A 10011-nucleotide genomic window follows, 5' to 3' on the forward strand; every position below is an offset into this window, starting at 1 on the left:
AAACGCTCCTTAGCTGACTTTCACCTTCACCTGCTCGCCCTTGAGCGAGACGGCGATCTTCTTCACCGGCTTGCCCGTGGCCATGCGCGACAGCAGATCGTTGGAGATCTGCGCCAGCAGCGTGCGGGTGAGGATGGCGTCGGCGTTGCGCGCGCCGCTGTCCACGTCCAGGCAGCGCGCGGCCATCTGCTCGGCCAGATCGGCCGGGAACTCCACCTGCGCGCCGTGGTTGTCGGCGATGCGGCGGCGGATCTTCTCCAGCTTCAGCGCGACGATGGCGCGCAGCACTTCGTCGCTGATCGGGAAGTAAGGCACGATGGTCAGGCGGCCCAGGAAGGCCGGCTTGAAAGTCTTCTGCAGCGTCGGGCGCAGGATTTCCACCAGGTCTTCGGCCGTCGGGTCGCGGGTTTCGTCCTCCACCGTCACGCCGTGCTCGCAGGCGCGCATCACCAGATCGGTGCCGGCGTTGGAGGTCAGCAGGATGATGGTGTTCTTGAAGTCCACCTCGCGGCCTTCGCTATCCTCCAGTACGCCCTTGTCGAACACCTGGAAGAACAGCTCCAGCACGTCCGGGTGCGCTTTCTCCACTTCGTCCAGCAGCACGACGGAGTACGGCTTGCGGCGCACCGCTTCGGTCAGCACGCCGCCCTCGCCGTAACCGACATAGCCCGGGGGCGAGCCTTTCAGGCCGGACACGCTGTGCGCTTCCTGGTATTCCGACATATTGATGGTGATCAGATTGCGCTCGCCGCCGTACAGCGCCTCGGCCAGCGCCAGCGCGGTTTCGGTCTTGCCGACGCCGGACGGGCCCACCAGCAGGAACACGCCCTTGGGCTTGCCCGGGTCTTCCAGGCCGGCCTTGGCGATCTGCACCCGCTCCGCGATCTGCTCCAGCGCGTGGTCCTGGCCGATGACGCGCTCGGCCAACAGCTTGGCCAGCTTCTGCACCTGCTCCAGCTCGTTGCTGACCATGCGCCCCAGCGGAATGCCGGTCCAGCCGGCGATGACGTCGGCGATCACGCTTTCGTCCACGCATTCGAAGGCCAGCGGCTGGTGCTTTTGCAGCTCGCGCAATTCCTTGCGCTTGGTCTGCAGCGGACTGAGCTTTTTGCCCTTGGCCGGTTTGGCCTCGCCGCGCTGCGCTTTCAGTTGGTCGATTTCTTCGATCAGCTTCTGCTGAGCTTCCCAGGCTTCGTGCAGCTGTTGCAGATTGCCTTCCAGCTCGGCGCGCTGCGCTTGCAGCTCGGCGATGCGCTCGGCGTGGCCCTCCTCGCGCTGCAATGCGGCGATTTCGCGGTCGATGTTGTCCATCAATACCGACACGTCCTCGATCGGTCCCGGCTTGCCGGCGCGCGACAGCGCCACGCGGGCGCAGGCGGTATCGAGCACGCTGATGGCCTTGTCCGGCAGCTGGCGGCCGGCGATATAGCGGCTGGACAGATGCACGGCCGCCGCCACGGCCTCATTGAGGATTTCCACTTCATGGTGCCGGGCCATGGCGTCAGTCAGGCCGCGCACCATCTGCACGGCGATTTCCGGGGCCGGCTCCTCCACCTTCACCACCTGGAAGCGGCGCGCCAGCGCGGCGTCCTTCTCGAAGTACTTCTTGTATTCCGCCCAAGTGGTGGCGGCGATGGTGCGCAGCTCGCCGCGCGCCAGCGCCGGCTTCAGCAGGTTGGCCGCGTCGTTCTGGCCGGCCGCGCCGCCGGCGCCGATCAGGGTGTGCGCCTCGTCGATGAACAGGATGATGGGCACCGGGCTGGCCTTGACCTCGTCTATCACCTGACGCAGGCGGTTCTCGAATTCGCCCTTGACGCTGGCGCCGGCCTGCAACAAGCCCAGGTCCAGCGTGCGCAGCGTCACGCCGGTCAGCACCGGCGGCACTTCGCCCAGCACGATCTTGCGCGCCAGGCCTTCCACCACGGCGGTCTTGCCCACGCCCGGCTCGCCGGTGAGGATGGGGTTGTTCTGACGGCGGCGCATCAGGATGTCTATCATCTGGCGGATTTCGCCGTCGCGGCCCAGGATGGGGTCGATCTTGCCGGCGCGCGCCTGCGCGGTCAGATCTATGGTGTACTTGTCCAGCGCCGGGCTGCCGCGCTTGCCCTGCGGCGCGGCGGGCGCGTCGTCGTCTTGCTCCGCGCCGGCTTCTTCCGCGGCATGGCCGCTGGCTTCGCCGCCATGCTGGCGCAGCGCGGCGTAAGCGCCGTCCAGCTTGCCGGCGTCCAGCCGCGCCAGCGCCGGCGCGCCGGATTGCAGCGCGCCGCGCAGGGCGTCGTCCTGCCACAGCGCCAGCATCAGGTCCAGCGTGGACACATTGTCCTGGCCATGTTCGGCGCTGGCCTGCAGCCAGGCTTTTTCCAGCCACTTGGGCAGCCAGCCGGACAGCACGGGATTACGGGTATTGCCGCTGCGGAAGGCGTCCAGCGCGGCGTCCAGCTCGCGCTCCAGCCGCGACAGATCGGCGCCCAGCGCGCGCAGCGCCGCCAGCGCGGCGTTGTTGTCCTGATCGAACATCGCCAGCAGCACGTGCTCGATCTCGATCTCGAAATGGGTACGCGCCAGCGCGCGGCTGGCGGCCTGCTCAATGGCCTGACGCGCGGTGGGCGTCAACCGGTCTATCAGGGATTTCAAAGAAACGGACATATGCTTCCAATGCTTGAGATTTAAGATGTTTGCTTAAGGTTGTTCTTCGTTGGCCGCGGCGGCGGGCAAGGCGTCCGCCAGCCAGCCGCTAAGCATGGCGCGGCCGTCCGGGTCCAGATCGTCCAGCATCACCCGGTACCAGGCCAGCAGCGCGCCGTCGTCCAGGCATTGCCGCAGCAGCGGCCAGCTGTTTTCCAGGAATACGCCGAAAAACGGCACGCCGCGCTGATGCAGGAACATGTCGTCGGTGATTTTCAGCTCGCGGTACAGCTCGCGCAGCCAGGTCAGGTACGGCACGGCGTCCGCCGCATGGCCAGCCTGGGCCAGGGCGGAGGCGAAATTGGCGTAGGCCATGGCGCAGGAGAACTCGCGGCTTTGCCGGTTCAACTCGTCAAACTTCATCATCCAGGCCTTGCCGCGCTCCACCGCGCCGGCCATCACCGAGGTGCTGGCCAACTGCAGCGCGTTATGGGCCGTGGGCTCCAGCTCGAACAATTTCATCCAGCAGGAGAACGCGGTATCCCATTGCGCCTGGCGGCTGCTGGCCAGCGCGCACAGCCGATAGGCATCGGCGCGCACCGCCGGGGAGCGCGCCTCCAGATGCGGCTGCGCCAGCCGCAGCGCCTGCGGCCAGTCCTCGCGCTGCAGCGCGGCCACTGCCGGCGCCAGTTGCGGCGGCGTTTGCGCCGGCCGCGCCGCGCGCAGGCCGGCCGGTTGGCCGCGGCCCAGCAATCGCTTCAGGATGCCCATTTTCGACTTTCCTATCAGTTCAACAGGGTGTAACGCATATCGTCGGGATGGCCCTGCGGACGTCCCAGCCAGCTGTCGCCGCCCAGGCTCAGCGCGGCCGAACCCAGCATCGCCGGCACCACATCGCGCGCATCCAGCACCAGGCAAACCTCGGCCGCCAGGCTGTGGCCCAGCGCGTACCGCATCAGCGCGCGCAGCGCCTGCGCGCCGGCGGCGTGCGGCTGCAGCGCGTTGAACTGCTCGCGCCGCAACGGCCCCAACCGCAGCTTGATCTTGGTCTGGCGGTCCCAGATGCGCTCGCCGGCGAAGGCGGACAGGCCCAGTTCGCAGCCGTCCACGCCAAGCTGGCTCTGCTCCTCGCGCGGCACCTGCAGCCACTGGCCAACAAACTGCTCCAGGCTGGCCTTGACGCCAAAGAAACCCTCCACCAGCGTCACCAGCGATTGCGCCGACAGCGGCTTCTGGCTCAGCAGGCCGGCGTAATAGACGAACATGCGCTCATCCAATTGCGCGTCCGGCCCCATCTGCTGGCGCAGCTGGCCCAGTCCGAGGCCGCCCAGGTCCAGCAGGTTGCGGGTGAAGCCATCGCGCTCGCCGGCTTCGACATTGACCCAGCTGCGGTACTTGCACCAGGCCTCGAAAAACAGCGAGGCGGCTCGGTGGCTGAACAGGTCGAAAAACGCGTGCATGGTGTCGTCGCGGTGGCGCAGACGGCGCTCCAGCAACAACTCCGTATACGCGGTGGGCAGCGCCCCGCTCGGCCCGGTGAGGCCCATGAAGCTGATGGTCATCTCATCCGCCGCCTCGCTGCCCTCCTCCGCCGGCTGGTAGCCGGTCAGCTCGCTGGCCGGAAACGACAGCGACGCCAGCGTACGGAAGCGCAGCCGCTCCGGCAGCCGCCCGCGCCTGGCCCCGGCGCGCCTGTGGCCGCTCAGCCCCAGGATGCGCGCCGCCTGGAAGAAGCCGAACTGGCTGGCGTCATGGGCCAGCTCCTGCCTCAGATCACGAGGGCTTCGCCCGCTCTGGCCGGCCATGCCGCCACCTCCTGATTCTGTTGCACGGTTTCCACCCGCAGGCGGGTGAAGCTGTTCGGCGCGCAATACAGCGCGAAGAAGCGCTCCAGCACCGAGGCGAACAGGTAGACACTGCCGCCCACATAGTAGTCCGCGTCCAGTTTCAGCCGGATGTCGCTGCCGCGCACGAAGCCGGCAAAATCGCGGCCGGTGACGCGCGTCACCGCCGCTTCGCTATGAATCCCCACCACGCCCTGGATCTGCCGCACGTTCACCGGCGAGCCGGTGAGGTTGTACAGCGCCAGCATCTCCTGCAGCGCGGCCACCCCGGAATCGACGATGGACATGTAGTTCAGCGACAGGTGCGAAATCAGCCGCCACTGCACGGCGCGGCCCAAGGGGCTGCGCTGGGTGGCGGAAGGCTTGCGCAACAGGCGCACCCGCTTCACCACCGAGTGCCCCGGCAGGGTGAAGTCGGTGCGCTGCGCCGCCTGGCTGCCGCCAAACGGAATCTGTTCCGGCAGGTCGCGGTTGCTGCACAGCAGCTCCAGGCTCAGCACCTCGGCCGCCGGACGCACCGCGTTGAACTGCAGGTCCACCAGATGCAGCTCCAGGTCCGTGCCCTTGTCGCCCTGGCGCGGCGAGCCTTCGCGGCTGGCGTGCCAATAGAAGCGCGGCGCCTGGCGCTCGCTGCCGTGGCGCGTGGCGTAGAACGGCGGCACTTCCTCGCTGCTCTCGCCCTCGCCGGACTTCTCCACCCGGACCACCTTGCGGATCTGGATCACCTCGTAAGCCTGCGGCTTGCGGCCATCGGCCAGCACCGGGTAGCCCGTCTTTTGATGGCTGATGCGAATAGGCTCGCCCGGCTGCTTGAACAGGTTCACCACCGGGGTGCAGCCCAGCTTCAGATGCTGCGGCTGCAGCTGCGTCAGCAGCCGATGATGGCGCTCGCTGTCCGGGTAGTCGCCCAGCACCAGTTGCAGCACCAGCTTGTCGCCATTCAAGCGCGCGGCCGCCTTGTCCAGCTCCGCGATGTCGACGAACAGGAATTTTTCCGGATAGCAGAAGTATTCCGTCAGCAGCCGGTAGCCCATGAAGGAGCGCTCGTCGTACTCCAGCATGCCCTCGTCGCGGCCGAAGCCCACCGGACGGATGGCCGAGGCCGGCAGCGTGAAGGTGCGGGCCGGATCGTCGCTGCCGTCGCCCACGCGGATGCGCAGCACCTGCGACAACAGCAGCTCGTACAAGAGGTGCATCAGCGCCGGCTCGCCGTCCAGGAAGAAGCGCAAGGACGTCAAACCGATGTTGTTCAGCGCCAGCCCGCCGTGGGTGTGGCACTCCAGCGTCAACAATGCCGCCGCGTCCGGCGCAAGCTGGCGCAGGTAAGGCGAGCCGCTGGTCAGTTCCAGCCGCGCGTCCTTCAAAGACAGCGGATACAGATCCACCGGGTAGGCGCTGCGGAACTTGCACACCACGCCGTTGATGGCCGGCGCATGCACCGGCTGGCCGCGCTCCACGCGGTAGCACTTGGCGATCTCCGGCCGCGCCGGATCGCACTCGAACTGCACGATGGTGGCGGACGGAATCGGCTGCAGATAATGCGGATACAGCACATCGAGGAAGCTCTCCGCCACCTCGGGATAATCGTCGTCCAGCTTCTTGTGAATGCGCGACGCCAGCAGCGCAAACGCCTCGATCAGCCGCTCGGTGTGCGGGTCGGCGCACTGGTCGCCTTCCATCTGCAGCCGGCCGGCGATCTTGGGATAGCGGCGCGCGAACTCGCCGGACAGCTCGCGCAGCTGGCCGAGTTCGCGTTCGTAGTAGGGGAGTAAGGATTCGAGCATATTTTATACAAAAGGTCTGACAAGTGACAGACAGTAAAATCTAAATGTGATGAATGCGTCAGCGCGATACAACATTTAACCCAGCCATCACTTGACTACGCCTACACGCACCAGAATATAGATTGAAAAAATTTACCCTTTAGCCTTTGGAAGACGGATAGAAAACTCTTCAGACTCAATAGAAGAAAAATTAGCTTGATACACCTTGCAATAAATATAACTATTTTGACTCACAAGCCGATCAAACTCCTCACTCGACATATCCTTCCAATCAGCCTTTCCAAAAACCACCTCTATTTTTATCGCCCGCCCATCTACCTCTGCCGTATCAGGACCGCCACGACCAACGGTTTCATTTGCCTCTGTATAATGACGACCCTTATCTCGATCGAAACTACAAAACAATGTTGGGGCTTTAACCTTCCACGAAGGTATAAATTTAACCACAATACCTTGACTAGTCAGGCTCGACTGAATGACTGTAACAGTCCTAGTAAACGGCCATACACCATACCAGTAAGTAAAAAAAATGCATAAAACCAAAAAGGTTATCAACGCAAACAGTTCTTTACTGTATTTTCTAAAATTTCCCACGTTGTCATTCCCTTGGAAGTTGTTACCTGCATTGCAGAAAGAGTATAAGCGTGATCAACATCTACGATCCCAACGTTCAATGGTAGCGAGTCTGCAGCGGGCGAACCGGCCAGCGCTGGCTGTGCGCCGAAGACCGCCGTCAAGATCACGACCAAAAACACCTGCGCGCCGGACAGCGGTTGCTGCTGAGCGCCACTGAGAAAGAGAACCCGCCATGAACCAAGCCACGGTCAATGTGCTGTTCCTGTGCACCGGCAACTCCTGTCGTTCCATCCTGGCTGAAGCGGTCTTCAACCACTTGGCGCCGGCGGGCTGGCATGCAATGAGCGCTGGCAGCCAACCAACCGGGCAGGTGCACCCGCGCTCGCTGGCGCTGCTGGCACGAGAAGGGATCGCCACCGATGGCTACCACAGCAAATCCTGGGATCACTTGCCGGCTGCGCCTGACATCGTGATCACGGTGTGCGCCAGCGCCGCCGGCGAAACCTGCCCGGCGTATCTCGGGCCGGCGCTACGCAGCCACTGGGGCGTGGAGGATCCTGCCCATGCGACGGGCAGCGATCAGGAGATCGACGTGGCCTTCTCAACGGCCTATCGCATCTTGCGGGTACGGATCGAGGCATTCCTGGCCCTGCCGCTGGATACGCTGCGCCAAGATCCGCCCCAACTCAAGGCGGAGCTGGATCGCATCGGTACATTGCTTCCCTGACGCTGCTCTCACGGCTGCGCGCAGGATCGCCCCATCCCACGGAGAATGGCATGTCCATACCATCTGAAGTCGCCCATCCCTGCTCCGCCGGCGCCCATCTGAGCTTGTTCGAGCGCTACCTGACCGCCTGGGTCGCCCTCTGCATTGTGGCCGGCATCGGCTTGGGGCAGGCCTTCCCTGGCCTGTTCCACGCGATTGGCAGTTGGGAAATCGCCCAGGTCAACCTGCCGGTCGGCCTGCTGATCTGGGTGATGATCATCCCGATGCTGCTGAAAATCGATTTCGGCGCGCTGCACCAGGTCAAGGCGCACATCAGGAGCATCGGCGTCACCCTGTTCATCAATTGGCTGGTCAAGCCGTTCTCGATGGCCTTTCTGGCTTGGCTGTTCATTCGGGTATGGTTTGCGCCGCTTCTGCCTGCAGAGCAGTTAGACAGCTACATCGCGGGCCTGATCCTGCTGGCTGCCGCGCCGTGCACCGCCATGGTGTTCGTCTGGAGCCGGCTGACCGGCGGGGATCCGTATTTCACGTTGTCGCAGGTCGCGCTGAACGACCTGATCATGGTGTTCGCCTTTGCGCCGCTAGTCGGCCTGCTGCTAGGCGTTTCCAGCATCGCCGTGCCGTGGGCTACGCTGCTGACATCGGTGGGACTGTATATCGTGGTGCCGGTGCTGATCGCGCAGGCGATCCGTAAGACACTGCTGAACAAAGGACAAGCGGTATTCGATGCCGCCATGCATCGCATTCAGCCGTGGTCGATTGCAGCGCTGCTGCTGACCCTGGTGTTGCTGTTCGCCTTCCAGGGCAAGGCCATTTTGCAGCAGCCGCTGGTGATCGCGCTGCTGGCCGTGCCCATCCTGATCCAGGTGTTCTTCAATTCGGCGCTGGCCTATTGGCTCAACCGCCAGGTCGGGGAAAAACACTCAGTCGCCTGCCCGTCGGCGCTGATCGGCGCGTCCAACTTCTTCGAGCTAGCCGTCGCGGCCGCGATCAGCCTGTTCGGCTTCCAATCCGGCGCCGCGCTGGCCACAGTGGTGGGCGTGCTGATCGAGGTGCCGGTGATGCTATTAGTGGTACGCATCGTCAACTCGACAAAGCCTTGGTACGAACGCACCGTTTGAATGTCGCAGTGGTCGCTGGTGAGACGCTGTTGCATAAATCCTGAACAGGGGGAGGTTCCCCCTTCCCCTAATGGATTTACGCCACAGCCACCGTGCACGGACGGCCGAGCATGTTAAAACGGTTCAAGATGGCGGCACGCACTTGCAGTTCTGCCACTTGACCATCGAAGCACCGGGCTTCGCGACAGTGGGGCGGCAACCAGCGGCGCGCGATTGTACGAACAACAACGCAGACTGCCAGGTATGCCGAGAAAGTTTAGGTCTGGCTTCATAAGCGTACTCCTTGCTTAAGTGGCCTGAGTGTTGAGGCTGCCTGCTATCTTGCCCCCTCGGTGAGGAATCCGACGACATCCCTGATTAACCTCTCCTTGTGACTAACCAACAGGCCATGCGGCGCACCGTCATATTCGATCATGGTCGCCTGAGCGATGGCCTTGGCTATCTTGCGGCTGCTCTTTTCTATAGGAACAATTTTGTCAGCAGTGCCGTGGACGATTAGCGTCGGCATCGTGAAACTAGGCAGGTCTGGCCAGAAGTCTGTACGGGAAAACGCGCGGACGCAGGCCAGGGTTGGCTTCAGACCCGCCTGCATGGCCGTGGCGCGCGACCATTCGATCACTTCTTTGCTTGCCGGATGAGAGGTCAGGCCGACACCGAAGAAATCCTTGAAGAATCCAGTCCAAAATTGCGCTCGGTCGGTTCTGAGGTCGGCTTCCATTTGGTCAAACACATGTTGATCCACACCGTCGGGGTTGGTGTCGGTCTTGAGGATGAATGGCAGAACAGAAGAGATCAGTACCGCCTGTGCGACCCGCTGGTCGCCATGACGAGACAGGTAGCGCGCTACCTCACCGCCACCCATAGAGAAGCCCAGCAGCGTGGCATCCTGGGAAAAGGTCTGCTCAACGACTGCAGCCAGATCGTCGGCTAGAGAGTCGTAATTGTAGCCACTCCAAGGCTGGTCTGACCTGCCGAAACCCCTGCGGTCATATTGAATGGCACGCATCCCCGCATCAGCAATGGCCATTGCCAAATCATCAAAGCTGTCGGCAGACAAAGGCCAGCCATGTGCCATGACGACAGGACGGCCAGCTCCCCAGGTTTTGACATACAGCCTGATGCCATCTTTGGTGGTGATGTGGTTCATGGTCGTCCCTTCATATGGTGGCGGGCAAAAACATCAATGTCGATTGCACGCTAGTTTCGTTATTCGTTGTTTTAGTCTCGACTCGGCTGCGTAGTCTGTGCGTTGTCGCACTGATCTGCTCCCCTCAGCCCCTACCAATCAAAAGTAGAGAGAAGTCCGTCACTTGAAGGAAAATGACGGATATGAA

At 63.2% G+C, this 10011-nt stretch carries 8 protein-coding genes and 1 pseudogene; 2 read left to right on the forward strand and 7 right to left on the reverse strand.

The features are described from left to right. Positions 1-9: 9 nt before the first annotated feature. The 5 genes from tssH to QUG01_RS18735 all read right to left on the reverse strand — a co-directional run bounded on the left by tssH (position 10) and on the right by QUG01_RS18735 (position 6847). Positions 10-2646 carry a type VI secretion system ATPase TssH gene (gene tssH / locus QUG01_RS18715; RefSeq protein ID WP_500831404.1) on the reverse strand — a complete coding sequence of 879 codons (2637 nt, stop codon included), beginning with the start codon at positions 2644-2646 and terminating at the stop codon, positions 10-12. Positions 2647-2679: 33 nt separating this feature from the next. After that, positions 2680-3396: a hypothetical protein gene (locus tag QUG01_RS18720; RefSeq protein ID WP_500831405.1), complete on the reverse strand. Its 717-nt coding sequence runs from the start codon at positions 3394-3396 to the stop codon at positions 2680-2682. Positions 3397-3410: 14 nt separating this feature from the next. Next, positions 3411-4430 (reverse strand): type VI secretion system baseplate subunit TssG, encoded by a 1020-nt coding sequence (gene tssG / locus QUG01_RS18725; protein WP_500831406.1) that lies wholly within the window; start codon positions 4428-4430, stop codon positions 3411-3413. Next, a complete protein-coding gene (gene tssF, locus QUG01_RS18730) occupies positions 4394-6253 on the reverse strand; it encodes a type VI secretion system baseplate subunit TssF (RefSeq protein WP_500831407.1) in 1860 nt (619 codons plus the stop codon). Before tssF ends, tssG begins: the two co-directional genes overlap by 37 nt. 132 nt (positions 6254-6385) lie before the next feature. Then, positions 6386-6847 (reverse strand): hypothetical protein, encoded by a 462-nt coding sequence (locus QUG01_RS18735; protein ID WP_500831408.1) that lies wholly within the window; start codon positions 6845-6847, stop codon positions 6386-6388. A gap of 214 nt (positions 6848-7061) precedes the next feature. On the opposite strand from QUG01_RS18735, the gene QUG01_RS18740 reads away from it, so the two are divergent. Next, complete coding sequence (locus QUG01_RS18740) at positions 7062-7556, forward strand: arsenate reductase ArsC (protein WP_500831409.1); 495 nt, start codon at positions 7062-7064, stop codon at positions 7554-7556. A gap of 50 nt (positions 7557-7606) precedes the next feature. Next, positions 7607-8677, forward strand: coding sequence for an ACR3 family arsenite efflux transporter (arsB, locus tag QUG01_RS18745; protein WP_500831410.1), 1071 nt, complete (start codon positions 7607-7609; stop codon positions 8675-8677). Positions 8678-8753: 76 nt separating this feature from the next. Here the strand turns inward: arsB and QUG01_RS18750 are convergent. After that, a pseudogene (locus QUG01_RS18750) lies at positions 8754-8855 on the reverse strand (IS5/IS1182 family transposase); the annotation flags it as partial. Between the two features lie 138 nt (positions 8856-8993). Further along, a complete protein-coding gene (locus QUG01_RS18755) occupies positions 8994-9824 on the reverse strand; it encodes an alpha/beta fold hydrolase (RefSeq protein ID WP_500831411.1) in 831 nt (276 codons plus the stop codon). Positions 9825-10011: the final 187 nt, after the last annotated feature.

This window comes from Chromobacterium sp. CCUG 76385, assembly GCF_059916625.1.